At 59.3% G+C, this 26,084-nt stretch carries 27 protein-coding genes; 18 read left to right on the forward strand and 9 right to left on the reverse strand.

All coding sequences use genetic code 11. The features are described from left to right. Positions 1-125: 125 nt before the first annotated feature. Positions 126-1,178, reverse strand: coding sequence for an ornithine cyclodeaminase (locus tag ACL9RJ_RS01090; RefSeq protein WP_422764758.1), 1,053 nt, complete (start codon positions 1,176-1,178; stop codon positions 126-128). 50 nt (positions 1,179-1,228) lie between these two features. Then, on the reverse strand, positions 1,229-2,263 hold the full coding sequence (locus tag ACL9RJ_RS01095; protein WP_017128620.1) for a histone deacetylase family protein: 1,035 nt from the start codon (positions 2,261-2,263) through the stop codon (positions 1,229-1,231). 119 nt (positions 2,264-2,382) lie between these two features. Here ACL9RJ_RS01095 and ACL9RJ_RS01100 point away from each other — a divergent pair, with 119 nt between their 5' ends. The 5 genes from ACL9RJ_RS01100 (at position 2,383) to ACL9RJ_RS01120 (ending at position 5,898) form a co-directional block, all read left to right on the forward strand. After that, positions 2,383-2,883 carry an Lrp/AsnC family transcriptional regulator gene (locus ACL9RJ_RS01100; RefSeq protein ID WP_177082834.1) on the forward strand — a complete coding sequence of 167 codons (501 nt, stop codon included), beginning with the start codon at positions 2,383-2,385 and terminating at the stop codon, positions 2,881-2,883. 124 nt (positions 2,884-3,007) lie between these two features. Continuing rightward, positions 3,008-3,562 carry a hypothetical protein gene (locus tag ACL9RJ_RS01105; protein ID WP_422764759.1) on the forward strand — a complete coding sequence of 185 codons (555 nt, stop codon included), beginning with the start codon at positions 3,008-3,010 and terminating at the stop codon, positions 3,560-3,562. Positions 3,563-3,626: 64 nt separating this feature from the next. Further along, a complete protein-coding gene (locus tag ACL9RJ_RS01110) occupies positions 3,627-4,454 on the forward strand; it encodes a Shedu anti-phage system protein SduA domain-containing protein (RefSeq protein ID WP_422764760.1) in 828 nt (275 codons plus the stop codon). A gap of 17 nt (positions 4,455-4,471) precedes the next feature. After that, positions 4,472-5,377, forward strand: a complete 906-nt coding sequence (locus ACL9RJ_RS01115) for a hypothetical protein (RefSeq protein WP_422764761.1) — start codon at positions 4,472-4,474, stop codon at positions 5,375-5,377. 176 nt (positions 5,378-5,553) lie between these two features. Further along, entirely contained in the window at positions 5,554-5,898 is a 345-nt protein-coding gene (locus ACL9RJ_RS01120) for a cupin domain-containing protein (RefSeq protein WP_017128616.1), read from the forward strand. A 16-nt stretch (positions 5,899-5,914) separates the two neighbouring features. Here the strand turns inward: ACL9RJ_RS01120 and ACL9RJ_RS01125 are convergent, their stop codons facing one another. Beyond that, positions 5,915-6,820 carry a LysR family transcriptional regulator gene (locus ACL9RJ_RS01125; RefSeq protein ID WP_177082827.1) on the reverse strand — a complete coding sequence of 302 codons (906 nt, stop codon included), beginning with the start codon at positions 6,818-6,820 and terminating at the stop codon, positions 5,915-5,917. 100 nt (positions 6,821-6,920) lie between these two features. Between ACL9RJ_RS01125 and ACL9RJ_RS01130 the strand changes: the two genes are divergently transcribed. The 5 genes from ACL9RJ_RS01130 to ACL9RJ_RS01150 all read left to right on the forward strand — a co-directional run bounded on the left by ACL9RJ_RS01130 (position 6,921) and on the right by ACL9RJ_RS01150 (position 12,479). Next, complete coding sequence (locus ACL9RJ_RS01130) at positions 6,921-7,790, forward strand: MBL fold metallo-hydrolase (protein WP_017128614.1); 870 nt, start codon at positions 6,921-6,923, stop codon at positions 7,788-7,790. 20 nt (positions 7,791-7,810) lie between these two features. Next, the gene (locus ACL9RJ_RS01135) at positions 7,811-8,758 is read left to right on the forward strand and encodes an alpha/beta hydrolase (protein WP_017128613.1); all 948 of its coding nucleotides are present in this window, start codon (positions 7,811-7,813) and stop codon (positions 8,756-8,758) included. Between the two features lie 514 nt (positions 8,759-9,272). Next, positions 9,273-10,211 (forward strand): SAM-dependent methyltransferase, encoded by a 939-nt coding sequence (locus ACL9RJ_RS01140; RefSeq protein ID WP_103032971.1) that lies wholly within the window; start codon positions 9,273-9,275, stop codon positions 10,209-10,211. 51 nt (positions 10,212-10,262) lie between these two features. After that, positions 10,263-11,372, forward strand: a complete 1,110-nt coding sequence (locus ACL9RJ_RS01145; protein WP_177082823.1) for a terpene synthase family protein — start codon at positions 10,263-10,265, stop codon at positions 11,370-11,372. Positions 11,373-11,411: 39 nt separating this feature from the next. Then, complete coding sequence (locus ACL9RJ_RS01150; RefSeq protein ID WP_177082821.1) at positions 11,412-12,479, forward strand: Rieske 2Fe-2S domain-containing protein; 1,068 nt, start codon at positions 11,412-11,414, stop codon at positions 12,477-12,479. Between the two features lie 72 nt (positions 12,480-12,551). Here the strand turns inward: ACL9RJ_RS01150 and ACL9RJ_RS01155 are convergent, their stop codons facing one another. Beyond that, complete coding sequence (locus tag ACL9RJ_RS01155; RefSeq protein WP_177116391.1) at positions 12,552-13,466, reverse strand: LysR family transcriptional regulator; 915 nt, start codon at positions 13,464-13,466, stop codon at positions 12,552-12,554. Between the two features lie 165 nt (positions 13,467-13,631). Between ACL9RJ_RS01155 and ACL9RJ_RS01160 the strand changes: the two genes are divergently transcribed. Beyond that, the gene (locus ACL9RJ_RS01160; RefSeq protein WP_422764762.1) at positions 13,632-14,642 is read left to right on the forward strand and encodes a zinc-dependent alcohol dehydrogenase family protein; all 1,011 of its coding nucleotides are present in this window, start codon (positions 13,632-13,634) and stop codon (positions 14,640-14,642) included. Between the two features lie 46 nt (positions 14,643-14,688). Here ACL9RJ_RS01160 and ACL9RJ_RS01165 read toward each other — a convergent pair whose 3' ends face one another. Beyond that, on the reverse strand, positions 14,689-15,594 hold the full coding sequence (locus tag ACL9RJ_RS01165; protein ID WP_422764763.1) for a LysR family transcriptional regulator: 906 nt from the start codon (positions 15,592-15,594) through the stop codon (positions 14,689-14,691). A gap of 105 nt (positions 15,595-15,699) precedes the next feature. Between ACL9RJ_RS01165 and ACL9RJ_RS01170 the strand changes: the two genes are divergently transcribed. Continuing rightward, complete coding sequence (locus ACL9RJ_RS01170) at positions 15,700-15,993, forward strand: hypothetical protein (RefSeq protein WP_177082808.1); 294 nt, start codon at positions 15,700-15,702, stop codon at positions 15,991-15,993. 48 nt (positions 15,994-16,041) lie between these two features. Next, complete coding sequence (locus tag ACL9RJ_RS01175) at positions 16,042-17,037, forward strand: aldo/keto reductase (RefSeq protein WP_422764764.1); 996 nt, start codon at positions 16,042-16,044, stop codon at positions 17,035-17,037. 64 nt (positions 17,038-17,101) lie between these two features. Here the strand turns inward: ACL9RJ_RS01175 and ACL9RJ_RS01180 are convergent, their stop codons facing one another. Then, positions 17,102-18,031, reverse strand: coding sequence for a LysR substrate-binding domain-containing protein (locus tag ACL9RJ_RS01180; RefSeq protein ID WP_422764765.1), 930 nt, complete (start codon positions 18,029-18,031; stop codon positions 17,102-17,104). 156 nt (positions 18,032-18,187) lie between these two features. On the opposite strand from ACL9RJ_RS01180, the gene ACL9RJ_RS01185 reads away from it, so the two are divergent. From ACL9RJ_RS01185 to ACL9RJ_RS01205, 5 genes are read left to right on the forward strand one after another with little or no spacing between them, the layout of a single operon-like run. Beyond that, the gene (locus tag ACL9RJ_RS01185) at positions 18,188-19,390 is read left to right on the forward strand and encodes a mandelate racemase/muconate lactonizing enzyme family protein (protein ID WP_017128603.1); all 1,203 of its coding nucleotides are present in this window, start codon (positions 18,188-18,190) and stop codon (positions 19,388-19,390) included. Positions 19,391-19,411: 21 nt separating this feature from the next. Next, positions 19,412-20,671 (forward strand): aromatic ring-hydroxylating oxygenase subunit alpha, encoded by a 1,260-nt coding sequence (locus ACL9RJ_RS01190; RefSeq protein ID WP_177082800.1) that lies wholly within the window; start codon positions 19,412-19,414, stop codon positions 20,669-20,671. Continuing rightward, a complete protein-coding gene (locus ACL9RJ_RS01195) occupies positions 20,668-21,708 on the forward strand; it encodes an Ldh family oxidoreductase (RefSeq protein ID WP_177082798.1) in 1,041 nt (346 codons plus the stop codon). The genes ACL9RJ_RS01190 and ACL9RJ_RS01195 overlap by 4 nt, the downstream gene beginning before the upstream one ends. Further along, complete coding sequence (locus ACL9RJ_RS01200) at positions 21,705-23,222, forward strand: HAL/PAL/TAL family ammonia-lyase (RefSeq protein ID WP_017128600.1); 1,518 nt, start codon at positions 21,705-21,707, stop codon at positions 23,220-23,222. Before ACL9RJ_RS01195 ends, ACL9RJ_RS01200 begins: the two co-directional genes overlap by 4 nt. Before the next feature lie 51 nt (positions 23,223-23,273). After that, positions 23,274-24,227, forward strand: a complete 954-nt coding sequence (locus tag ACL9RJ_RS01205) for a PDR/VanB family oxidoreductase (protein WP_017128599.1) — start codon at positions 23,274-23,276, stop codon at positions 24,225-24,227. Between the two features lie 19 nt (positions 24,228-24,246). Here the strand turns inward: ACL9RJ_RS01205 and ACL9RJ_RS01210 are convergent, their stop codons facing one another. The 3 genes from ACL9RJ_RS01210 to ACL9RJ_RS01220 form a co-directional block, all read right to left on the reverse strand. After that, entirely contained in the window at positions 24,247-24,741 is a 495-nt protein-coding gene (locus ACL9RJ_RS01210; protein WP_017128598.1) for a DUF2878 domain-containing protein, read from the reverse strand. Further along, positions 24,738-24,932, reverse strand: coding sequence for a hypothetical protein (locus ACL9RJ_RS01215; RefSeq protein ID WP_017128597.1), 195 nt, complete (start codon positions 24,930-24,932; stop codon positions 24,738-24,740). Before ACL9RJ_RS01215 ends, ACL9RJ_RS01210 begins: the two co-directional genes overlap by 4 nt. A 93-nt stretch (positions 24,933-25,025) precedes the next feature. Continuing rightward, a complete protein-coding gene (locus tag ACL9RJ_RS01220; protein WP_422764766.1) occupies positions 25,026-26,057 on the reverse strand; it encodes a GlxA family transcriptional regulator in 1,032 nt (343 codons plus the stop codon). Positions 26,058-26,084: the final 27 nt, after the last annotated feature.

A 26,084-nucleotide genomic window follows, 5' to 3' on the forward strand; every position in this document is an offset into this window, starting at 1 on the left:
CGAGTTTTGGCAGAAAAGTGGATGTCCAGCGTTCTTGTCAGAGATGCAACGGCTACTGACGGTGATGGTTGCTGCACGGCGAGCCGCCCCCTGGCGCTGGGCTCGGGAGCTCTCACCGGTGGCGATCAACTGACGGTGCGCAGGCGTGAAGGAACCTCGGGTTGCTGGTCGAGCAACTGGTAGAGGTTTTTGATGTTGGCCGGTGTCGGCACCAGATGGATGCGCTCACCGATGGCATGCTCGCGCGCCAGGTCGTGTACGTAGCGCAGTGACGAAAAGTCTTCCAGGGCAAACCCCACCGAATCGAAAACGGTGACCTGAGCGTCGTTTTCGCGGCCCGGGACTTCGCCCTGAACAATCCGGAAGAACTCGACGACGGGAGAGTCGGGCTCCAGTTGTTGAATCTCGCCTTCAATCCGGGTTTGAGGTTCGAACTCGACGATGACCCGGGCCTTGCGCAGGATGTCGGCATGCAGTTCGGTTTTCCCCGGGCAGTCACCGCCGACGGCGTTGATGTGCATGCCGGGCTCGATCATCTCGGGCGTCAGAATCGTCGCATAGGCCTTGTCCGCCGTGACCGTGGTGACGATGTGCGCGCCCTTGACCGCTTCCTGTACTGAGTCGGCCAGGATCACCTTGATGGCCGGGAATGCCGACAGGTTGTGCTTGAGCTTGAGTGAAGCGTCACGATCGATATCGAAAATGCGGATCTCCCTGATGGAGAGCATTTCATGGAAGGCGAGGGCCTGGAATTCGCTCTGGGCACCATTGCCGATGATTGCCATGGTGCTGGACCCCGGCCGCGCCAGGGACTGCGCGACCAGGGCGGAGGTCGCCGCGGTGCGTAAGGCCGTGGTCAGGGTCAGTTCGCTGAGCAGGGTGGGATAGCCACTGTGGACATCGGCCAGGACACCGAAGGCCATGACCGTCAGCAGGTCGCTTTGACCGTTGTCCGGGTGACCGTTCACGTACTTGAACGAGTATTGCCGACCATCGTCGGTCGGCATCAACTCAATCACGCCGTTGACCGAATGATTGGCGGTGCGAGGCGACTTATCAAACTGCGCCCAGCGTGAGTAGTCGGCGTGGATATAGGTGGCCATCTCGCGGATGGCCCGGCGGATTCCGACGCTGGTGAACAGGCGCGCGGCATGATCGACATCGATAAAAAGAGTCATGTTCTTATTCTCCGGTTCAGGGGGTGAAACGCTGCGACTCAGGGGATGGCTCAGGCGCGCTTGCTTTCGTAGCCATGCAGCACGTTGACCGCGTTGATCCCGATCTCATCGACCATGTAGCCGCCTTCCATCACGAACAGGGTGGGGCAGCCCACACCCGCTATCAGCTCGCCGATACCGATGAAGTCGTCGCTTTCCAGCAGGAAATGGCTGATGGGATCATCCTTGAACGTGTCGACGCCCAGTGAAATGACCAGCACTTCAGGGGCGAATTGCTGGAGTTTCTTGCAGGCGTGGAGCAAGGCGTCGCGGTAGCTTTCCCAGGTGGTGTTCCTGGGCAGCGGATAGTTCAGGTTGTAGCCTTCGCCGTGGCCTGTGCCGACTTCGTGGCTGTAGCCCGAGTAGTACGGATAGGACACTGAGGGTTCACCGTGCAGCGAGACAAACATGACGTCGCTGCGTCCGTAGAAAATGTTTTGCGTGCCGTTGCCATGATGAAAGTCGACGTCCAGTACCGCGACACGCCGGGCGCCTCGGGTAATGGCCTGCTGTGCGGCAATGGCGGCGTTGTTCAGGTAGCAGTAGCCGCCCATGTATTCACGCGCGGCGTGATGACCGGGCGGGCGGCACAGGGCGAAGGCGCTGTCGTGGCCTTCATCGATCAAGGCCAGGCCGGTGAGAGCGATATCGGCACTGGTTTTTACCGCTTGCCACGTCGTGGCGGTAATGGGCGAGCCGGCGTCCATGGCATAGAAACCGAGCTTGCCGTCGATGAATGTCGGCACCTGCTCGTTGGCCAGATCCCGCACTGGCCAAACCAGTGGCAGGGCGTCATGAGTCCGGCCGGTGGCACACCATTCTGTCCAGGCGCTTTCCAGAAAGCTGACGTAGCGCTCGCTGTGCGCGTTGACATAACACGCTCGGTCGAACGCACGCGGCTCGACGATCTGACCAAGGCCTACCTGCTTGACTCGGTCATGGACAGTGTCGGCGCGGCTGGGCTGTTCGAACGACGGCTTGAGCACGCCGTCCTTCAATTCGGTGCCGTGATGCAAGCGGTGTGAATCACTGAAAACTGTAAACATTCTGCGCATCCGTTAATGTAGGCCGGTGCAAATATTTTGTTCCGGTCAGGGTGCGATTTCTTTGCTTTATGTTCGTGGTTTTCCAGGTTGTTCGGGCGTTTTTACCCAGGAGTGGTGTAATGCAGAAAAAAATATCCAGGCGCATCAGTCTCGACGAGACCGACCTGGCGATACTCACGTTGCTGCAGGAAGATGCGAGCATTTCCAATGCCGAGCTCAGCGAGCGCTTGTCGTTGAGCCTGACGCCTTGCTGGCGGCGGCGTAAGAGAATGGAAGAGGCGGGCGTCATCAAGGGCTACCAGGCCAACCTCGATCGACGCATGCTGGGGTTGGATATCATGGCGTTCGTGCACATCCGCTTCTCCACCCACGCCGACCATGCTCCGGACGCCTTCGAGGCGGTGATCGCGCAGTTGCCCGAAGTGTTGTCCTGCCACAAGATCACCGGGGATGCCGATTATGTGCTGCAGGTGTTGGCAGAGGATCTTGATAGTTACAGTGACTTTATCGAGCAGGTGCTCAGGCGCCAGATGGGCATTGCATCCATCCAGTCCAGCCTGGCCCTGCGCGAGGTCAAGGCCAGCAGCCGTATTGCGATACCCAAGCCGGGCAAGGACTGAAGGGCAGGGCGTGGTGATGAACCGCCAGAGAGGTATCATGGTTGGAGGGGGCCACTGCCTGCACACGGGTGCCAGACAGTGATGGGTCCTTTCAGCGCCTCACTCACCATGGATCATACAAGGCATGCCTGACACGAGTCTGTTGAACGATTTCGCAACTTTGTTTGCCTACAACTGGTACCGCGATTTTCCCATGGATGGCTATAGCCGCGACATGGGCTCGACTTCTGATTGGAATATCCATACCGGCTATACCGTGCGGCGAGTCGCTGATCTGATGGGGTATTTCGCTCACTTCGAGTCCAGCAACCGCACCGACGCAGTGATACGCGACACACTGCGAGCCGCTGTGGTTTTTGCCGAGTGGGAGTGGTTGAGCCCCTGTGAAAATAGAATCAATGAGCCGAAAAAACTCTCCGACGCCGCCATGACAGAAAACCCCCGGTTCTGTTTCCTGTTCAGCTATGCGCCGACGGGGACTATCGAAAGACAGTTGGACTACATTTCAGGACACTGGCAAGCAGACGTGCCGTTGCTGGTATCGCTGGTTGAGTTCGAGGGCACTAGCAAGCGATTCTTCAAGGGCATGTCCATGCATCGCCTGCACGACGGTACCTGGCAGTTGCTGCGCGAACAGCGAGCCCTGGCGTGGGATGTGCCAGGTACGCGCTGGGCCTAGGCCGAGGCTACATCGATCCTATTACCACCAGGCACGAACTTCTTCATCGTACAGGGATTTCTTGATGGTCCATTCCAGCGGCGCTCAGTTCGAAGATCTTGTCGATCTATTTCGCCAAGCTATCAGTAAGGATAGCCAAAGCTTGAAGCGGGTACTCGCTGACACCGCAGTTGGGAGTGAACCTGTCGTTACCAACAAATATAAAGTGCAAGGCGCGAGCTTCAAAAAAGGCAAGGCTGTGGGTGCACCGACCGAGAAGAAAAAACCTCGCGGGTTTGCCCGTTTCGATGAACTGCCTCATGAGCGAGTGTTGCAGCAGATCATAGAAGATGACCCTGTATTGCTGCACACTCCGAAGCTTTATCTGGGTGCGGTATTTCTTGACTCCATCATCAGCCAGCGACCATTGCCCAACGGCCTTATTCCAGACTTTATGTACCTGACCTGCTCAGGTAACACCCTGAAATTGACACTGGTTGAGATAGAACGGTCTTCACACAGTGTGTTTGGCAATAGTTTTTCTCAGCGCTCCAGACTGAAGGCCGGCGCGCAGAAAGCCCTCGATCAAGTGCTGGAATGGAAAACCTATCTGGCGAGCGTCCATGCGCGCAAGGCTCTATTGGCGCTGCTCAGTCCGCTATTTGAAAAATACCCCCTGCAGGTATTTGATGATAACGGTGATGTGCGTGACTGCATTGTTTTTGATGTCGACTATTTGCTGGTGGTTGGCAACGAGATGCCCTTGCACGAACAGCATTGGCAATTGATTGATAGGATCTACGCTGAGCATGGAATTATTTTATTGACCTATCCAATGATGATCGAGCAGGTGGAGGGTAATCCTAGACAAAAAATACTCTCAAGATCACCCTTCGAAAGGTCGAGGCTTTAAGTTTGCATGCGCCTGCTATGTTGCAGGCCAAGCTGCCGGCGCTGGTGGATGTTTTTGATCCGATGCAAGCGCAGGCTTTTGATCCTCATGGGATAAAACTGGGTGGTTTGGGTCATAAATTCGTTAACCAGGACTGCACGCAATTCATCGTCCATCCGTTGCGTCGACTTGGTGTGTTTCAGCGAGCACGAGCCCGTTGCGAGTACCCGGGTTGTGATGAAAGATATGATCCGAAGGATAATAATTCTCTAGTGATGCGCAGCTTCTACAATGCACACTGTGGTAAAGACCTGGCTTTGCTGTTCACCGAGAATAATACCGGCCTGCTCTGCAGGACACATGCTGAATTTATTGCCAAATCACCTCTGACAAGCCCAAAAACACCTCATGGCTACGAGGCTTGCATCAATTTGGCGCCACGTTACGATCATGCTGTAGACCAGCTATGGAACCAGTTTGAGCTTAATGAGACGTTGGGCTGCACTCAGGAAATATCGCAAGCAATGGGTTTGGTCGGGCATCCTGATACTCATATGCGGCGTGATATCGAAACGTTGATATGCTTATTGCCTTCGCTAGAGTATCGGGCGCGGAATACACTGCTGAATATTATTAATGATTGGCTACCCTATGTGCTTCGTAGCCATGATATCTATATTTCCAATTTTCGTGGGAGCCGTTATCTACACGCTCAACATGAAACCCTTCCCGATTATCAGCAACTTCTGCGGATGAAGCAGATCAGGCTTTTGCAGGATGTCAAAGGGAATTCATGGTGGTTTCCCAGTCTGTTTGGTGATGCGGCAATGCGCCATCTTTATGATCGCTATCCAGATCATTATAGCTTTGCACTGACTGCGCTATTTGAAATGGATGCGGAAAACTTGCAGCGTTATGCTGATAAAGCAAAGACGTCTTGCTGAGGTGCCGGATCGCCGTACCGGCAGGTTGAGCCTTACCGGCCCGACCTTTTGTCGCTTCCGGGCCTGACAAGTGATGTATCGCTGTCCCGAGTGCAAAAGTGGGGCTTCACTGATAGAGACAGCGCCCGGCTTTCCCCCTCACGATCAGACGCTGCCCTCACGGCGAGCAGACGACGATGAACAATGAGCAGGCGATACCCGCGACGCGCGGCGTCACGGTGGAGTTACTGACAATGGTTGACCTGGGGCCCGAGATCGAAGGCATGGACGGGCGCCAGTTGCGCATGCGCAAGGTGACCATCGAGCCGGGAGGAGTCTTCGGGCCCGTCCATGATCACAAGGACCGGCCCGGCACCGTCTACATCCTGCAAGGCACGCTCACCGATCATCGCGATGGCATCGCCACGGACTACGGCCCGGGCGTGGGTTGGCCCGAGGACAGGCACACCACGCACTGGCTCGAAAACCGCGGAACCGTCACTGCGGTGGAGATCTCGGTAGATATCGTCAGGCTGGGGTAAGTCCTGCTGCCGCTGCTCAAGCCTGTGCAGCGGCCCCCAGCATCTTGCGCAGCCAGCAGTGGGCAGCGTCCTTGTCGAAGCGTGAGTGCCAGGTGGCATACAGGTTGTAGCGCCGCACCTGCACGGGCAGGGGGAATGACTCCAGGGTTTCGGCATAGCGTGCCAGGAACTGTGCTGGCAAGGTGCAGACCAGGTCGGTCGCCTGCAACATCACCGGCACCAGGCTGTAGTACTGCACGGAAACGCCCACACGCCGGCTGAGGCCTTGTTCCGACAGCGCGTCATCCACGAATCCGTGAAAGCCGCCACCGTCGCCCGACACGATCACGTGTTCGAGCTGCGTGTATTCCGCCAGCGACGGCGGGTGGGTGCCACGGGAGTGACCGATGCGTTGCGCCATCCGGAATTCCTCTTCCAGCAACGATTGCTGAGAGGCTTTGGCGACGGCGTCCCTGGAGGTCAGGGCCACGTCGATTTCTCCGTTTTCCAGTTGTTCGGCCAGCTTGCTCTTGTCGAGGCCGCGAAACGCAAAACGAATGTCCGCACAACCCGCCTCACGGGTCAACTGGATCAAGCGCGGACCGATGATGGCGCCGGCATTGTCGTTGGCGGCAATCGAAAATGTCCGCTGCGCGGTGTGGGGATCGAACTCGGGCGTATGGTTGATCACGTCTTCCAGCGCTTGTAACGCCAGGCGCAAAGGCTCCTGCAAGCGGGCGCCATGAGGGGTGAGGATCATGCCTTTGCCCGAGAGCGCCGGGGTGAGCAGGGGGTCGCCAAACAGGTCGCGCAGTCGCGACAGTTGGGCCGAGAGCGCCGGTTGGCTGATGGCCAGGCGAGCCGCCGCGCGAGTGACATTGCGTTCGTCCAGCAGGGTACTGAGGGAGGCCAGCAACGCCAGGTTATGACCGGTGATATTCATCGTGCTTATGCCTCGTATCCTGAGAGTCGATTTCACCAACAAGGGGCGGCTATATAACATTTTCCCCAATCGACCGGTAACGGCTTGGAGAATCAACCGCATGCATACCTACCCATTTGGCAACGTTTCGGTGACTCGGGTGACCGAGCAGCGTGGCCCCGGATTTACGCCACAGGTGTTGTACCCCGACTGGGACTCCCTGGAGCTGGAACGGCACCGAACCTTGATGGTGCCGGACTGCTTCGATCCCGTGTTGAACCGCTTTATCGCCAGTATTCACACCTGGGTGGTCAAGACACCACACCACACGATCCTGATCGACAGCTGTGCCGGCAACCACAAGGAGCGGCCCGGCATGCCGCGCTTTCATCAGCAGGAACTGCCGTTCCTGGAGCGACTGGCCGAAGCCGGCGTGACGCCCGAGTCGGTGGATTACGTGATGTGCACCCACCTGCACGCCGACCACTGCGGCTGGAATACCCGGCTGGTGGACGGACGCTGGGTGCCGACCTTCCCCAATGCGAAGTACGTTTTTTCCAGGGCCGAACATGAATACTGGCTCAACCAGATAGGCCAGGAGGGCTTCAACGCGAATGTGTTCGAAGACAGCGTGCTACCCGTGATAGGCAAGGGCCAGGCGCTGATCGTCGATAACGAAGGCCTGATCAGCGACACGTTGCTGATTCACCCGACGCCGGGACACAGCGTCGGCCACCTGGCCATCGAGTTGTTGCATCACACCCAGGGCGGGCTGTTCAGCGGCGACATCATGCACCAGCCCCTGCAGGTGTTTCGGCCCGAGTGGAACAGCTGCTTTTGCAGCCACCCGGAACAGGCCCGGGCCTCACGCCGCTGGCTGCTGGAACAGGCGGCAGAACGTGGCTTGACGGTGTTCACCAGCCACTTCGCCCACACCTCCGCCGGTCTTGTGAGCGAGGCGGGCGGTCAGTTTGACTGGCGGTTTATCTGAATCCACGGGAGAGCTTTTGAATGTCCACCATCATCTGCAGCGAATTCAGGATTCCCAGCGATACGCCCGGGATCGAGCTGTATGTACGCAATAAACATCGAGCGGACAGGGAGACCTGGACGGGTGAGAAAACCGTGCTGTTCGTGGCCGGCTCGACTTACCCGGCCTCCAGCACCTTTGACCTGCCGCTTGACGGCCTGTCATGGATGGACCAACTGGCCCAACAGGGTTATGACACCTATCTGGTCGATGTCCGCGGGTATGGCCGCTCAAGCAAACCGCCGGAAATGTTGCAGCCGGCAGAGCACAATCCGCCGGTGGTGCGTGCTCCCGTCGCCACCCGCGATGTGGCCACTGCCGCGGCATTCGTGCGCCAGCGTCGCGGCGTCAGTCGCATCAACCTGATCGGCTGGTCGTGGGGCACATCGCTGATGGCGAGGTACACCGCCGAGCACAATGAGGCCGTGGTCAAGTTGGTATTGGTCGCGCCACAGTGGACTCGTGATACGCCGAGCCTGGCAGACAGCGGCGGCACGCTGGGCGCCTACCGCGTAGTGAAACGCACCGATGCCAAGGCCCGCTGGCTCAATGGCGTACCGGCCGAACGACAGACAGCGGTGCTGCCCGAGGCCTGGTTCGAAGCCTGGGCCGACGCGACATTCGGGCCAGGTGAAAGCCAACTAGATGCACCCAATGGCACCGTGCAGGACACGCGGGAATTCTGGGCGGCCGGCCGGTCCCTTTATGATCCTTCACTGATCCGTGTACCGGTGCTTATCGTGCACGCAGACGGCGATCGTGACTGTCCGCTGGAGTTGTCTCGTGCGGTGTTTTCGAAGCTGACCAATGCCGCCTACCGACGCTGGGTGGAGATCGGCGAGGGCACGCACAGCGTGTTCATGGAACGCAACCGCTGGCAAGTGATCGGGGCCGTGCAGGCGTTCCTTGACGAGCGTGCCCCGTATTGAGTCAGGGGCCGTTCATTGCCCAGGTGGTGTTTCTGGGCAGCGGGACAGGCCAATATATAGCCTTTCAGTATTAATCAGCAAAAAAACATAAAATTGATTCTATTAAAAACTTGAAAACCCTAAAGTTGCCAACTAGATTTTCGCCTTGGCAATGTAAATGTCTGATTTTTCCTACGTCGTCTGGTCAGCAGTAACCAAGTAGCGAAGACACAACGGATGGAGTCTTCATTATGGCAGGGTTACTTGTTCGGGGCCCAATACGCCCGCAAAAAAGCTGCGCCGCCTCCTCAAAAAAACAGTGCCCCACCAAAAGGCCAGTCGCATCGAGCGTTTTCGAACTGCATTCTCGAAGGCGCAGGTCGTTTGTTTCTGCAACAACGCTCCTTTGGCAAATACCCTTCTCAAGGTTTGTGGATCAACGCCTGTTGCGGCCGCCTGCGTCCCCGGCGCCGTGGCGGGTAACGCTTCAGTCCGGACACGAACCTGAGCAGAATACCCATGAGGAAATAATCCAGTGAACAAACAGACTGCAAGAACACTCGTCGATGAGTTTCACCCGCCTTATAGAGTCATACAGGGGGCGAACATCAATCCCTACCAGGAAAGAGTTGTATGTGCCTATAGCGATAGTCCTGAAAGTTGGCGAAAAGCAATTGGCAACGCCTTATGGTTCCAGTTCGGTGTCTATGATGACCCACGCTCTGCGCAGCCGGTCACACTTGATGAATCTGGTATTCGTTACTTCGAAAGGCAACTGAAACTGGCTGGCCTTGAACAAGGCGGCAACCAAGAAATCAAGCGTATTCTCGATGTCGGCTGTGGCTGGGGTTCGGTCCTGAAGTATCTGGCCGAATATTTTCCTGATTGCCCACATCTGGATGGCATCAATATCAGCGGGCGTCAGCTGGAGCACGCAGCAAAACTCCATATGGAGCACGGCCTGTCAGATCGTATTAACTTGTACCAGTGCAATGCCCAAGATATTGACTTGTTGCCCGCGGCAGATGAGCCCTATGATTTGGTAGTCATACGCGGGGTGATATCACACTTTCCTGATGATTTGTATAAAACAGTAATGGAAAAACTATGGCGACGCGTCGCCACAGGTGGCACGATTGTTATTTCTGAAAATCTCTACAGTGGAGAGCTTGAAAGGTATACATCCGACATCCCTGATACCATTGACAGACTGGCCTGTAAATACCGGAAAACTCCTGAATATTTTTTAAGTGTAATAAAGCAAAGCGGATTTTCCACCCAGGACATGCGTGTCTTGCCGAGCAATGCCGACGCAATACGTTGGTTGCTTGCCATAAGGTCGAATATAGAAAGAAATTTTCCGAGCGGTGTCACCGGTGCGCTGGAAGAGTTGCGTGTAATGTGCGAAAGCTTGGCGGTCGCGATAGTCAAGAATAAATTTTCTGTTTACAGCGCAATATTGAAGCGTTGCTGAGTTGTTGTATCAGTCATCCAGGAAAGTGTGATTGTCGTGAGGGATAAGTCTATGAGTGATTCATCTAATTTTGTGCATGCTCTAACCAATCTGCCAAAGCCTGGAGATAAAATATATCACCCTGATTTCAATTTGACGCTACAGCCTATGTGGCATCCGGATCACGAGGAGACGAACAGGCAGGTCGCGCTCACTGACAGCCCCTATATCCTGGCTCACTATGGTAGCCAGAAGGCAGTTGACCATTATTTATCCATGGAGATGACTGCCTATGGCGGCCTCGCCTATCCACACACTAAAAAGGACAGGATCTATAACTTGGAAAGAATGATGAGCATCACGACGCTCATTGATGACACCACTACAAATCCCGGAATACTCGCAGATCAACAGCGGCAGGCCGAGCTTCGCCAGCACTATTGCGATGCGATAGCAGGTATCAGGCCTCCTGAAGCGTTCCCAATTGCCCAGCTATTGTATGAGGGTTTGCTTCCCATCAAGCAGCAACTGTCTTCGACGCCACGAGTATGGAGGCGATTGGAAGAGTCATTGAACACCTTGATCGCCAGGCAAACCAACTCCCTGGCTTTGGAAATGGACACGCTGACCTTTGAGCGCTACCTGGAGCTACGGCGCGTGGATAATTATGGAGAGTGGGCTGCCATGATGACTGAATATGCGATTGATGTGGATATGACTGACACCTTGGCTGCCGATGAGTCGCTCGTTGCCGTAAGAACAGCTGCTATCGACTCGATCACGTTGGTGAACGATCCTTATTCGTTTCGAAAAGAAATACACATCGCCGACTCTGTCAACTCCGTCTGGCTGTTTATGCGCTTGGAAGGGATCACTCTCCAGCAAGCACTCGATAAATTAGCCGGCATCGTACTGGAAAATGAGAAGAAACTTATTGCCTCTCGCGACAAGGTCCTTGCCGGACCGCTCGGAGAGCGCAACGACGTACGTGAATACCTTACGGAACTGGAACATCTCTGCTCGGGAAATGCGGAGTTCCATGCGGTCAGCACGCGTTACCACGGAAGTGATTTCAAAGGTAAACGATTTATCTGCGGGGAAGTGACCATCAAACCATTGCCCTCTACCGATGAGATCGCCGCTGCGGATATTGCAGAAAAGCAGGCCGGCCGCATGAAGTGATTGTCACCAGGACTGCTATCAACCTCGAGGGTAGATGTCATGTACGCTCCGGATCACACCAACGAAACCGATCTCTCATCATTTCCTTATCCAGACGGCTGGTTTGTGATTGCCACCACTGATGAGCTCAAGCCTGGTGCAGTCATTACCAAACCTTTCATGGGGCGGGATGTTGTGCTCTATAGAACAAATTCTGGTGTCTTGTGCGCTGTTGGCCCCTATTGCCCTCATCTGGGTGCGCATCTCGGCGATGGCAAGGTAGAAGGCGAGGATATTGTTTGCCCTTATCATAAATTCGCCTTTGCGCCCGATGGTCGCTGCGTGCGTACTGGCTGCGGCGACAAGCCCCCACAAGCCCGGTTGGAGAACAGACACGTAAGGGATTGGAATGGCTTCATTGCTGTTTGGCAAAGTGCACACGGGCTGCCTCCGGAGTGGGAACTACCAGAGTTCGACTGGACGGGTTACGGCCCGGCGATAAAAGGCCTGCGTACCCACCCCGGCAGTCTTCAGAATGCGACCGAAAATGCCTTTGACACTGCTCACCAGCACACGCTGCATCGCTGGGAGAGCAACACCGTGTCGCAACAGCCGACAGCCAATGGCCATCGCATGGATATGCTTACTCGCTTAACCGCAAGAGGGCTTCCGGTCATCCTGGATTTCAAGTTGTACGGCCTCGGCTTGATGCGTGTGGAAATGAGCCTGAAGCGTGCCGACGTGCGCGCTACATTCCTGGTGGTGCCCGCCCAGATTGGTCCTTTGAAATGGACATATCGGGAAAGCATGAGGCTGCGTATCGCTTGGCTTGTGAAATGGCCGGCGTTTTTACAGAAACTTGTATACGGAGTGTTCTCTGTTGCTCTTTTCCATCTTTGGTATCTCCCACAGCTGAAACAAGACATGGATATCTGGGAAAAACGAAATTACCCCCTATACCCGAAGCCATCAGCTACCGATGCGCCGCTACTCACATATCGTCGTTGGGCGGCACAATTCTATCCGGTGGAAAAAAGTAAACGTTCCGCCAGCCCTGAAGCCGGAAGATTCGGAGCGGATATCTCTGATGCGAATATCCATTGCGGTAACCAACGCATCGGTAATTGAACCCTATGGCAGGTGATCGGGGCCGTGCAGGCGCTCCTTGATGAGCGCGCCCCGTATTGAGTCAGGGGCCGTTCATTGCTCCAGCCAATCGGCATAAAGACTCGGGAATTTCCGGCTGACCCAGTCGATAAACGCCTGCACTTGGGGGGCAAGATGCGAGCGGCTTGGATACAGCAGCGACACGGGACGTGGCCGTGGCCTGAATGACTTGAGCACTTCGACCAGTGACCCATCGGCCAGACAGCTGTCCAGCGTGATGCCGGGCGCCTGCAGGATACCGAATCCCGCGACACCGGATTGGACGTAGGCGTTGGACTCGTTGACGATGATGCCGCGTCGATTGACGTAGCTCCTTTCGGTTCCCTCCTGCAGGAAATGCCACGGCAGCGGTCGATGGTTTTGTCCGGAGAGAAAACTGACACCGCGGTGAGCGCTCAAGTCATCCGGTGTCTGTGGGCTGCCAAACGCCTGCAGGTAGGAAGGTGCGGCACACGTCACCATGGTGGCCAAGCCTATGCGCCGAGCGATCAGGCTTGAATCCGGAAGTTCGCCGATACGCAGCACACAGTCCACGCCTTCGGCCACCAGGTCCACGGTTCTGTCGGTGACACCCAGGGTCATTTCGATATCCGGATGGCGGTGGGTGAACTCCTGCAAGCTGGCGATGAAGGCGGGCCGGGAAAAGGCGCTGGGAATGTCGACGCGCAACTTGCCGCGCATGGAGGCGCCGGTCAGATCGAACATGGAGGTGGCGGCGGCGACATTGCCAAGGATGTCTTTCACCCGCTCGTAGAACTGTTCCCCCTCGGTGGTCAACCTCACTCGCCGCGTCGTGCGCTGGAAAAGCCTGACGCCCAGCGAGGCCTCCAGTTCCTGAATGGCCCTGGTGACCTGGGGCCGCCCCAACTGAATGGAATCCGCCGCTTTGGTGAAACTGCCCAGCTCGGCTACCCGGGCAAACACCTGCATTGACTGGAACAGTTCCATGGCGCCTCGGACGGGTTGTTTGTTGCCAATCATCATCTCTACCCGAAGATGATTGTTGCTCAATAGCATAACAGTCTTGTCATGGCCGACGCATTTATCGAGTCCGGCAGTGGGTAAACAATGGCGGCATTCCACCAGATCCCTGGTGTCCTTCGGAGAAACACAATGAAAGCCTGGCTTCTCAACGATTTCGGACTCGACAACCTGATCCTCGGCGAAACCCCTGCACCAGTACCCCAGGCCGGGGAGTTGCTGGTGAAGGTCGGTGCGGTTTCGCTGAACTTCCGTGACAAGGCAATCGTCGATGGCATCTACGAGCCGCACAAGGTGCCGAAACCGCTGATACCCGTGAGCGACGTAGCGGGCAGCGTCGTGGCGGTAGGCGAAGGCGTCGACCGATTCAAGATCGGCGACCGCGTCAACTCGCATCTCTATTCGCGGTGGCTGGACGGTGCGCCAGGCCCCGACGAACCCGACTATTGCTTCGGCTCGCCGCTGCCCGGTGGCCTTGCCGAGTACATGATCATCCATCAGGAAAGCGCCGTGCGCGCGCCTGACAACCTGTCCGACGAAGAGGCTTCGACACTGCCTATCGCGGCACTGACGGCCTGGTACTCGCTGGTGGATTTCGGGCAGATCAAGCCGGGTGAAAGCGTGCTCGTGCAGGGCACCGGGGGCGTCTCGATCTTCGCCGTGCAACTCGCCACGGCGCTGGGTGCCAAGGTCATCGTCACGTCGAGTCGCGATGAAAACCTGGAGGCCGTGAAGAAGCTCGGTGCGGTCGCGGGTGTGAACTATCGAACCCACGAAAAATGGGCGGAAGAAGTTCTGAAACTCACGGACGGCAAGGGCGTGGATCTGCTTCTGGATGTCGCCGGCGGCAATGGTCTCAACCAGTCGATCGCGGCAACGAAAGCCGCTGGCAAGATCGCCCAGATCGGTTTTCTGACCGGACAAACGACAGCGTTGAGCCTGATGCCCCTGATCTTCCGTCAGACGACTCTGCGGGGTATCGCCGTGGCTCCGCGCTCATCCTTTGATCGCATGAATGCCTTCCTCGAGAAAAACCGGATTCGTCCTGTCATTGACCATATCTATTCATTCGAAGAGGCACGCCAGGCCTATGAGCACCTGGGCAAGGGCGCATTCGGCAAGGTGGTCATCAAGGTTTCGTAACGAAAGGCCGCCGCCGGGGGCTGGTGATGTCCGCAGGGGTTGTTTTTTATTCAGCCCCGGCGTGGTGCCCGATGGCCATGAGCGCTCGCCGGAACATCGCCACCAGTGGCTTGGGGTCGTCCTTGCGCCAGATGGCATGGACTTTGACCTGTGACGGGTACCAGGGCAGTTCGCGAAAGATGACGCTGTCGACCAGGCAATCCCTGAGACTCGCCTGGACAAAGGTAATGCCCAACCCCGAGGCCACCAGCCGCAAGGCGGCCAGCAGGTCATCGGCTTCGACCTGGATGTCGGGCAAGAAACCGCACGCCGAGCAGTTCTCGAGAAAACGCTGGCGGGCCGCCGGGTTTTTCGCGCCGGCCAAGGCCACCCAGCGCTGGCCGTTCAAGTCCAGGGGTTCGAGGTTCGCTTGCGCGGCCAACGGGTGTTGTTTGCCCAGGGCCAGCAACAAGGCTTCGGTCGAGATCGCCATCGACGCTATGTCCGCGCGCTCAGGCACTGAATACACCAATCCGAAATCGAGGGGTCGGCCCAGCAGGGCCTCGGCCTGCTCCGCGGAGCTCAGGGGATGGAGTTCGAAGGTGGCGCCAGGGTGGCCTGATTGCAGGCCGGCCAGGGCCCGCGGCAATACACTGGAGTGCATGGCGGCCTCGACATAGCCCACGGCGATATGGCCGCTCTGGCCAAGGGCAATTCTGCGTGCCGTCGCTTCGACTTCAGAGGCATGGGCGACCAGGCTGTACGCCTCTTGCAGGAAAAGCCGTCCTTCGTCGGTCAGGCGCATTCGCTGGCGCGTGCGTTCGAACAATTTCAGGCCCAATTGCGCTTCTAACTGCATGATTTGCCGACTCAACGGCGACTGCGAGATATGCAGGTGACTGGCGGCCTGTCCGACATTTTCGGTTTCCGCGACGGCGATAAAGGCAGTCAGTAAACGAATATCCAGGGTCATGTAAATCTTGTCTCAAGTCATGCAGAACGCGTCTTGGACCAGAGTAATGTTTTTTGCAACTATCGGTGAGCGATTTAAACCACCGACATCTTGAAGGAAACAGACATGCAGTTCATCACGCTGTCACGCCGTGTCTCGGAACGTTTTTCCGATGCGGACTTCGCCCCCCATCTCGAGGCCGAAGCACAGCAGGCCCGGGCGCTGTATCTGGAGGGTTTCATCCGCACCATCTGGCACCGTGGCGATATGGGCGGCGCTTGCCTGTTGGTGGAAGCCGAGAACGAAGCCGCCGTTCGGGAAAAGCTGGCAACCCTGCCGCTGGTCAATTCCGGGATGCTGGAAGTCATGTCGGTCGTACCGTTGAAGCCCTACGCGGGATTTGGCCCGAGAACCCGGTAACCGCTCTTCGCCCGATATTAGTTCGTACCAAGCCCGAGGAGGCACTCGATGCAATTCGTCAAACTAGGTAAGACAGGACTGGATGTATCGCGCATTTGTCTTGGTTGCATGACCTTCGGCGATGCCGGGTCCGGCACCCATTCCTGGACACTGGACGAAGGGGCGAGCCGGCCCATCTTCAAACATGCCGTGGATCGAGGCATCAACTTCTTCGATACGGCAAACAGCTATTCGGCGGGAACCTCGGAAGTCATCGTCGGCAAGCTGCTCAAGGCCTTCACCCGCCGCGATGAAACCGTTGTCGCGACCAAGGTATTCTACCCGCCCAACATGGGCCAGGGCTCGGACAGACCCAACGACAAGGGCCTTTCCCGCAAGGCGATCCTGTCGAGTATTGACGCGAGCTTGACCCGCCTGGGGTTGGACTACGTGGATCTCTATCAGATCCATCGCTGGGATTACACCACGCCGATCGAAGAGATCATGGAGGCGCTGCACGATGTGGTGAAAGCCGGCAAGGCCCGCTACATCGGCGCCTCGTCCATGTTTGCCTGGCAGTTCGCCAAGGCCCAGGAGGTTGCCAGGCGCAACAACTGGAGCCGGTTCGTCTCCATGCAGAACTATCTCAACCTGATTTATCGAGAAGAGGAGCGGGAGATGATCCCGCTTTGCATGGATCAGGGGATTGCCCTGATGCCCTGGAGCCCGCTGGCACGAGGGCGACTGACCCGGCCTCATGGGCAAGAGACCGAACGGAGCAGAACCGACGTCTTTGGCAAGTCAGTGCTGGACAAGACCGACCTGGTCGACAGCAAAGTCATCGGCGTCGTGCAGGAGATTGCCCGGGAGCGCGGGGTGTCGATGGCCCAGATCGCCATGGCCTGGGTACTGGGCCATCGCGGGGCACCCACCCCCATCGTGGGCGCGTCGAAGGCCGCCCAGATCGACGATGCGGTGGCGGCGCTCGATATCGTGCTGTCGCAAGAGGAGAGGGCGCGAATGGAGCACTTCTACGTTCCTCATGCGGTGACCGGGTTCGTTTGAGAAAACGATAGCGTCCTTGCACGGCACTCCGGCGCTCATGCCCCCTGATGGCAGATGACTTTCGTTACGTCATCGGGGCAACGAACGGCTCATGCAACGTCGGAGTGCTGCCGGTCGCCGCCGCTTGCAACCACTCTCGCAGTGCACGAATCTTCGGCAACTGCGCCCGGTGCGCCGGGTAAATCAAGAAGTAGGAAATACCCTGGTTGAGCTCGATATCGAACGGCGCGACCAGTACGCCATCGTTCAGGCTTTCGCGCACCAGATTCAGATCCCCCAGTGCCACGCCGTGTCCCCGCGTCGCGGCCGACAGCGCAAGATCCAGGGTGTCGAACGATTGCCCCCGATGGGCCGCCACGCCCTCCACGCCAGCCGCTTCCAGCCAGCGACTCCACCCCTGGACGGGAAAGCAATGCAGCAGCGGCAAGTGCTTCAGGTCGGCGGGCACGGCCAGGCGTTTGGCCAGTTCCGCCGAGCAGACCGGCGTCAGGCGCTCCGGCATCAAGGGGATGGCCTCGACATCCTGCCAATCCCCGCGACCCTGAATGATCGCGGCATCCACGTCGCTGTCCTCGAACCGTGGTTCCCACGCATCGTAGGTCGTCACCCGCACATCCATGTCCGGCATCACCGCGCGCAGCCCCGGCAAGAGGGGAAGGAACCAGCGCGTCGCCAGGGTGGGCGGCATTCGCAGGGTCAGTACCTGGCCGGCGTTGCGCAGGCTGTTGCACAGGGTGGTCAGGCGCGCGAAGGCGTCTTCGACCACGGGCAGCAGCGCTTCGGCTTCAGGCGTCAGCCGCAGGCCGGTCTTGTGACGGATGAACAGCACGACGCCCAGGTGTTCCTCGAGCTGTTGCACCTGGCGGCTGATCGCACTCTGGGTGACGAACAGCGCCTTGGCGGCGCGACTGAAGGTGCCGCAACGAGCTGCCGCGGCAAACACTTCCAGAGCGTGCATGGGCGGCAGGCGACGGTTGAAGACGGGACTGTCCAATACATGATCTGAAAGCATGGATCGCATGAGAATTTACCGCGTTTACTCTTGTATCTGCGCAGCTTAGCTTAGTTGGGTCGACTCACATAACGCTGTTTATCGCATGGATAGCCTGGTGAGTCCGCTTCTCTTTTCATTCCCTGGAGCCGCTACGCGATGAAGATCAAAAGCATCAAGGCCACGCCCATCAACCTGCCCCTGGACGCACCCTATGTCTGGGTTTTCGGTGAGCTGCCAGGCTTTTCCACGACCATTGTCGAAGTCGAAACCGAAGACGGCCTGGTCGGTCTGGGCGAGGCACCTTCCTGGCAGGCCGCGGCGATCATTCGCGATCAGATCGCACCGAAACTGATGGGTCATGATGCCTTTGATATCGCCGGTGCCGAGTTCCTCTGCCTGCCTTACTTCGCGGGTGTCCAGAGCATCAACGACAACGCCCGGATCACTGCCTTCGGTGCCGTGGAAATGGCCCTGTGGGACCTGCGCGGCAAGGCCTGGAAGCAGCCGCTGTACCAGTTGCTGGGCGGTGCGGTGCGCAAGGACATTCCCTTCACCGACTACTTCTCCCTGCGCAACGATGGCCCGTTGCAAAGGGATGGAAGCCGGGTGCGCGGCGAGCAGACCCCGGAGGCGGTGGCCGACTACTGCGTGATGCTCAACGAGACCTACGGCACGACGTTTTTCGAGGGCAAGTTCTCCACCCATGACCCGAAAGTCTCCCTGCGCATGCTGGAGCTGATTCGTCAGCGCCTGGGGGATGACGTGATGCTGCGCATCGATTCGAACCAGGCCTACTCGCTGGCCACGGCGCGCCGGCTGATCCGTCCCCTGGAAGAACTGGGCGTGCGCAACTGGGAGGACCCGGTCTCGACCCTCGACGAAATGATCGAGCTGCGCCGCCATTGCTCGATTCCGTTTTCCACCCATAACACCGACATCGCCCGGGCGATGGTGCACAAGGTGCCCGATGCGATTGTCGGCAACCCGGCGGTCCTTGGTGGTATCGGCCGACTGCTGCGCTTCATCGGCGCCTGCGAGCACGCCGGCATCGACTTCTGGTGCTACAGCGGCGATTCGGGGGTGGGCAGCGCGGTGTACCTGCATCTGTGCGCCGCATTGGGCTGGATTCGCGAGCCGAATCAGTCGCTGTTCCGCATGCAGGTGACCGACGTGATCGAAGAGGGGCCGTTCGTGCCACGCAACAACACCGTACGCGTGCCAGAAGGCCATGGGCTGGGTGTGACGCTGTCCCAGGAGCGCCTGGCGCACGGCCATAAACACTTCCTCGAACACGGTCCGATGAACAAATACCACGACCCGGAAAAGCCCGGCACCTTCCGCCGCCTGCCGCTCGTTTGATCTTTTTTGCGAGGTATCGCCATGCATCAGAATGTGATTGATCGTGCTTATGCGCTGCTGTCCGAGCGTCGCCCTGACTGGGGGCTGGAGCAGCCTTTCTATGTGGACCGGGATTTCTTCGAACTGGAAATGCAGGTGTTTTTCCGTCGCCAGTGGCTGTTCGCGGCCATGACCTGCGAGATCCCCAGGCCGGGTGACTGGCTGCGGGTGGAAGTGGGGCGTGACTCGGTGATTGTCATTCGGGGCAAGGACGGCGAGGTGAAGGCATTTCATAACACCTGCCGCCATCGTGGTTCACGGATATGCCTGGAGGAGCGCGGCAGTACCAAGCGACTGGTCTGCCCCTATCACCAATGGTCCTACGACCTGGACGGGCAACTGATCGGCACGCGCCTGATGGGCGATGATTTCGACCGTGGCGACTTCCAGCTGGCGCCGGTGGCGGTGGGCGTTGCCGGTGGCTACATCTTCATCAATTTCGCGGATGAGCCGAGCGACTTCGAGCCGTTTCGCCAGGACGTCGAACCCTACCTGCTGCCGCACGGCCTGGACGATGCCAAGGTGGCCTGCACCCAGACACTGGTGGAAAAGGCCAACTGGAAGCTGGTGATCGAGAACAACCGCGAGTGCTACCACTGTGTCGGTTCACACCCGGAGCTGATGCACATCATCACCGAGTTCGACGATCCGAACGACCCGCGCATGAGGCCCGAATACAAGGCGTTGGTCGAGCGCAAGGCGGCGGACTGGGACCGCCTGGGTATTGCTCATGCCCATACCCAGGGTAACGACCGCTACCGCGCCGTGCGCCTGCCTTTCACCGATGGTCGTGTGTCGATGACGGCCGACGGCAAACCGGGATGCTCGCGCCTGCTGGGCGACCTGACCGACCCTGACCTGGGCTCGGTGCGCCTGATGAGCCTGCCCAACACCTGGAACCATATCCAGGCAGACCACGCCGTGACCTTCCGCGTGCTGCCGATCGGCCCGGAAGAAACCTTGGTGACCACTCACTGGCTGGTGCACAAGGATGCCCGCGAGGGCGTGGATTATCAGGTCGATCGGCTCAGGGAAATCTGGGCCGTGACCAATGACCAGGACCGTCTTCTGGCCGAAAACAACCACCTGGGGATTCGTGGCAGTGCCTATCGCCCCGGTCCGTACTCCGAGTTGATCGAAGGCGGTACACGCGACTTCATCCGCTGGTACGCCGAGCAGTTCCTGGCCGAGCTGGCACCGCTGGCTCAAACGCAACTTATTCATCGGGAGAGTGCAGCATGACCCCTACGTTGATTGTCAGCCTGGCTGATATCGAAAACCGTGCCACCGCCGCGCTGGTTGCCAGCCATGTCAGCCCCGGCAATGCGCGGGCGGTGGCGCGCTCGATTGCCTTTGCCGAGCGTGACGGGCAGCAGATAGTCGGCTTGTCCTACCTGCCTACCTATTGCGACCACGCCGCGTGCGGCAAGGTTGATGGCAGTGCGCTACCGAGTGTCGAGGCGCTGACGCCCTCGCTGATTCGCGTCGATGCCCGCACCGGTTTCGCCCACCCGGCGTTGGCGGCGGGTATGCCCTTGCTAGTCGAGTCCGCACGGCGCCAGGGTATCGCGGCGCTGGCGGTAGGGCAGTCCTACGCCTGCGGTTCGCTGGGTTATTTTGTCGAAGCATTGGCCGAGCAGGGGCTGGTCGCCCTGATGGTTGCCAACGCCTCGCCGTCGATTGCCCCCCATGGCGGCAAGCGCGCATTTTTCGGGACCAACCCGTTGGCCTTTGCGACCCCGCGGGAAGGGCGCCCGCCACTGGTGATCGATCAATCCTCAAGTGTGGTGGCCAAGGTGGCGGTGATTGATGCGCACCGCCGGGGTGTCGCGTTGCCGGCTGGCTGGGCATTGGATGCCGAGGGGCGACCGACCACCGATGCGGCGGCGGCAATAGCCGGTAGCCTGAGCCCGATCGGCGGGTACAAAGGCGCCAGCCTGGCCTTGCTGATCGACATCCTGGCCGGTGGATTGAGCGGTTCCAACTTTTCCTTCGAGGCGTCTTCTTTCGGTGATTGCGACGGTGGGCCGCCACGCACCGGGCAACTGGTGATCGCTTTTGATCCCGCGGTCTTCGGTGGGGCGGCTTTCGTGGCGCGTACCGAAGCCCTGTTCAGTGCGCTGCAGGCCGAACCCCAGGTACGCCTGCCCGGTGAGCGTCGACTGCAAGCTCGCCAACACAACGAAAATGGCATCGAAGTGCCTGTTGAACTCTGGGAATTGATCGGCCGGTATGCCGACCAGGGATCGCCCGTTGCGCGTGCAGGAGGTGCCCGATGAGCCTGGTTCTGCTTGACCAGCCCTTGAGCGTCGCGCAGGTGGCCGAGATTGCCACCCGGCAAGCGGTACTGGAGTTGTCGAATGCCGCCAGAACGCGTATCGACAACGCCCATGCCATCGTGCGCAGCGTGGTGAACAACAACCTGCGGGCCTACGGGGTCAATACCGGCGTCGGTGCACTGTCCGATACGGTGGTGCCGCCCGCGCAGCAGAAGGCCTTGTCGCGCAATATCCTGATGAGTCACGCCGTGGGGGTTGGCAGGCCACTGGGTGTCAGCGAAACACGGGCGATCATGGTCGCCGCCATCAACAACTATGCGCACGGATATTCCGGCTTGCGGCTGGCGGTGGTCGAACGTCTGGTCCTGCTGCTCAACGCCGGTTGCACCCCGCAAGTACCGCGTCACGGCTCGGTCGGCTACATCAGTCACATGGCGCATATCGGCTTGCTGTTGATCGGTCAGGGCCAATGCGTGCTGGATGGTGCGCGGATGTCCGCCGCGGTCGCGCTCGATCGACTGGGGGTCAAGCCCCTGGTACTGGAAGCGAAGGAGGGCTTGTGTCTGGTGAACGGTTCGCCCTGTGTCACGGGATTGGGCAGTTTGCTGCTGGAGCGCACGCGTCGACTGTTGACCTGGGCGGATACCGTGGCCGCGCTCAGCTTCGAGACCCAGCGTTGCCAGATCCGCGCCTTGCACCCTGTATCCATGGCCTTGCGCCAATCGCCGGGACTGATGCAGGTCAGCCAGCGGCTGACCACCTTGCTCGCCGGTTCGGGCATTCTGCTGGCCGCCACCGGACGCAAGACGCAGGACCCCTTGAGCCTGCGCAGCATTCCGCACGTCCATGGCGCGGTGCATGACGTGTGGGCCCAGGCGCTGACGGTGGTCGAGCGTGAATTGGCCAGCGTCACCGACAATCCGGTGGTTTGCGGCAGCCCCGAAGCACCCGAGATCTACTCCCAGGCCCATGCCGTGGGGGCGGGCATTGGCCTGGCCATGGACCAGATCGCCGTTGCGGCGGCGCAACTGGGGGCCATCTGCGAGCGGCGGATCGATCGCATGGTGAATCCGCTGGTGAGCGGCCTGTCGCCTTTCCTGGCGGGCAGCAGCGGGGAGGAATCGGGGTTCATGATCGCGCAATACACCGCCGCGTCGCTGGTGGCCCAGAATCGCCGCCTTGCCGCCCCGGCCAGTCTCGATGGGGGTGTCACTTCCGGATTGCAGGAAGACATCCTTTGCCACCCGACACCGGCCGCGCTGAAAGCCCACAAGATCCTCGACAACCTCGAAAGCCTGTTGGCCATTGAACTGCTGGCGGCCTGCCAAAGCTATGACCTCCTGGAGCCAGACCTGAAACCGGCGCCCGCGACGCTGGCCATTTATCAGGCGGTGCGCACACGCGTGACGCGCTACGCCGATGACCGTCCGCTGGGCGAAGACGTTGCCACGATCAGTCGACTCATTGCCCGCTACAGCCCCGACGACACGCTGTTTCTTTGCCGGGTGCAATGAACACGGGTCAGAGAACCCCGCAGAAGGCCAAGCCGATAGGAGAGTGCATTGATGTTTGAAGTCATCGTCGTAGAAAAACGCCAGGAGGCCGAAGGTGTTTGCAGTTTCGAGTTGCGTCGTGAAGACGGGCAGCCCTTGCCAGACTTCACGGCGGGCGCGCACATTGATGTGTGCGTGAGTGCCGGGATCACCCGCCAGTACTCCCTGTGCAACAGCCCGTTGGAGCGTGATCGCTATTTGATCGGTGTGTTGCATGAACCGATGTCACGAGGCGGATCGCGTGGCATGCACGAGGGGATTGGCGTGGGGGATCGGCTGTCGATCAGTGCGCCGAGAAACCACTTCCCGCTCACCGCGGGCGCGCGTAAATCAGTGCTGCTGGGCGGTGGTATCGGCATCACGCCGATGCTGGCGATGGCATTTCAGCTTGCCCACCTGGAGGCTGAGTTCGAACTGCATTACTGCGTACGTGAGCCTCGACGCGCGGCATTCCTGCAGCAGATTGCCGCGTCCGCTTTTGCCAGAAGCGTGCATCTGCACTTCGACAGTGGTGAGCGGGATCAATGGCTGGACGTCAACCAAGTGCTGGCTGCGCCCCGGGCTGATACGCACCTGTACGTCTGCGGACCGAAGGGTTTCATGGACCATGTGATAAACACCGCGTACCGCCTGGGTTGGCCGACCGGGCAGATTCACCGCGAGTATTTTGCGGTGCCGGCCGTGGCGCACGCTGTCGATCAGGCCTTCGACGTCGAACTGGCGGAATCGGGGTTGGTGCTCCAGGTGCCAGCGGACAAGAGCGTGCTTGAAGTGCTGTGTGCCTCTGGCATCGAATTGCCTGCTTCGTGCCGACAAGGGGTCTGCGGTGCCTGCATGACAGCGGTCATTGACGGTGTTCCGGATCACCGGGATGTCTTCATGAGCGATAAGGAGCATGCGTTGAACGACCAGTTCACGCCGTGTTGTTCGCGCTCGAAAACCCCACGACTGGTGCTGGCGCTTTAGCAGGTCGACGTTCTGCGGCCTAGCGTCCGGCCAGCCGGTGGAGTAACGGCAACAAGACCGCCCATATCAAGGCCAGCAACACCGCACTGGGCCACGCCCCGAACGGCAGGCCGATGCCTGCCAGTTTGGCGCCAGCCAGATAGGACAGCGGCCCGGCACAGGCGCCCAAGAGGCTGCCCAGCCACCAGGGGCGCGCGGTCCACCTCAGGCTGTGACGCAAGGTACTGGCAAACAGCAGCCAAAGGATGGCCAACCAGAGGGGTAGCACTACCTGGGAACCGGGGAAATCAAACAGCCCAAGGTGCAGCAGGGCGCTGTCCAGGACCCAGCCACACGCCGCCACTTGCAACAACAGGCGCCACTCGTTGCGGTCGTCGGCAATCCACAGCAGATGGGCAGCCAGGCAGGCCATGGCAATCAACAGCAGCCACGGCCGCTGCGCGCCCAGCACGCAGGCAAACCAGCCGAGCTGGAACAATCCGGCGTTCAGCAACAGCCGCCCCTGCTTGCTCACATCGAAAGACCGCTGGCTACAAAGCCGATGCCGCAGTGATCGCAGTAAAAGCCCTCCACCAGTTGTTGCAATGGGGGCTCTTTCAGCAGCTCTGGTTTGCACTCGTCAACAGCCAACTGATCCACACGCCGAAAGCCTGCCTTCTCCTCACCATTGAAACGCTTCCTGGGGCTGGCCGCGCCGATCAGCATTTTCTTCTCCCGGACGTGTTGGGCAGATCCACAGCGTGGGCATTTTTCAAGATTGTGCGGCATAAGATGACTCGACTCGAGGCGGTAGTGGTTTTATGCCGGAGCAGGCGATGCTTTGCCATACCCATCATCCGTGGGTGTTGGCGGTGCTTTCGGCCGCGATGCTCGAAAGCGGCTCGGGTTGGCCCCAAACACCCTCAGCATCAACCGACGCAAGGCGGTCGCGTCTTCATAACCCACGTGCGCCGCGACCTGCTCGATGGTCATCCGGCTACTCTCGATCAATTGCCGGGCGCGGTTGAGTCGTACGCTCTGCAGGAGCGCCAGGGTGCTCTTGCCCGTGGCGGCCTGGACGTGGCGGGAGAGGGTGCGCGTGGACATCGCCAGTTCATCCGCCAGCTCCACCACGCTGGGCAGGTCCGGCAGGGCCGATTCGATGCGTTGTGTCAGGCGGGTCACCAGGTCGTTGCCGTTGGACAGCATCATCGGGACGATAAATGGCGACTGGGCCTGGCGCCCGTCGATCAGCAGCAGCCGACTCACCTCGTCGGCCAGCGGCGCGCCAAACCGCGAGCGCAGCAGGTGGAGCATCAGGTCTGTCTGTGCAAAGGCCGCGCCCGCCGTGGTCACCGGACCGTCGGTGCACACCATGCGGTCGGCGTCGACCACACAACGCGACTCCAGTCGGCGTAACTCGCCGGCCAGCCACCAGGAGGTTGTCGCCCGACGCCCGGCCAGCAACTGGGCCGCTTGCAGCAGGAACACCCCGGTGCACGATGCCGCGAACGAACCCCCGTGCGCGCCGTGGGCCCGAATGGCCTGGATCGCCTGTTGCGCATCGGCGCTCGCCATTCTTGCGTCGATGTCCTCGGAGCTCTCAAGCCCCAGGCCCGGAATGATCCAGGTGGACTGATCGTCGGCGGCGCTGTCGGGCAGCGTTGTGGTTTCGAGGCTCAGGCCGCCACTCAAGGCCACCGACTTCCCGTCGGGGGAAACGATGCGCCAGGTGGGACGCGCCGCCTTCAGGCGCGGCGCCACTGCAACCGCGGCACCGAGGATATCCAGGGTGGCCGCCACGCTGCTGGCGTAGCTGCCGGGCAGGACCAGGAGAGTGAAATCATGCATTGTCATAAACCGCCGTAAAGGTGTCAT

The organism is Pseudomonas sp. Mn2068 (assembly GCF_049319725.1).
GTDB lineage: Bacteria > Pseudomonadota > Gammaproteobacteria > Pseudomonadales > Pseudomonadaceae > Aquipseudomonas > Aquipseudomonas gingeri.